Genomic DNA, 446 nt, shown 5'->3' on the forward strand with positions numbered 1-446 from the left:
GTATGTGAACCTATTTCATCATTATGTGCTATTTGTATCAGATTGTCTAATTTGACACCACTATGCACTACCGTAGCTCCCATTGTAGCACGGTCTACACAAGTATTAGCACCTATATCTACTTTATCTTCCAGAATAACAATTCCGATTTGCGGAATCTTATCGTATCCATTCGGAGTGGGAGCAAAACCAAATCCGTCAGCTCCAATCACTGCACCCGAGTGCAGGATACATTCGTTACCTATGCGGCAATCATGATAAACATTTACATTGGAGTACAGCAAGCAACTGTTGCCTATCTTCACGCCATCTCCAACAAAAGTGTGTGGATAAATTTGGGTATTATCTCCAATCACGGTATTTTCACCAATATAGGCAAATGCACCGATGTATACGTTCTCACCAATTTTGGCGCTGGGTGCAACGAAAGCTAATGAATCTATACC

1 protein-coding gene is annotated in these 446 nt (G+C 41.3%); it reads right to left on the reverse strand.

What is annotated here, in order from left to right:
- On the reverse strand, positions 1 to 446 hold a 446-nt coding region (locus tag AB5935_RS26960), incomplete at both ends, for a UDP-3-O-(3-hydroxymyristoyl)glucosamine N-acyltransferase (protein ID WP_368327973.1).

The organism is Phocaeicola sp. RTP21198st1_B8_RTP21198_201120, from assembly GCF_040929485.1.
GTDB classification, from domain to species: Bacteria; Bacteroidota; Bacteroidia; order Bacteroidales; family Bacteroidaceae; genus Phocaeicola; species Phocaeicola dorei.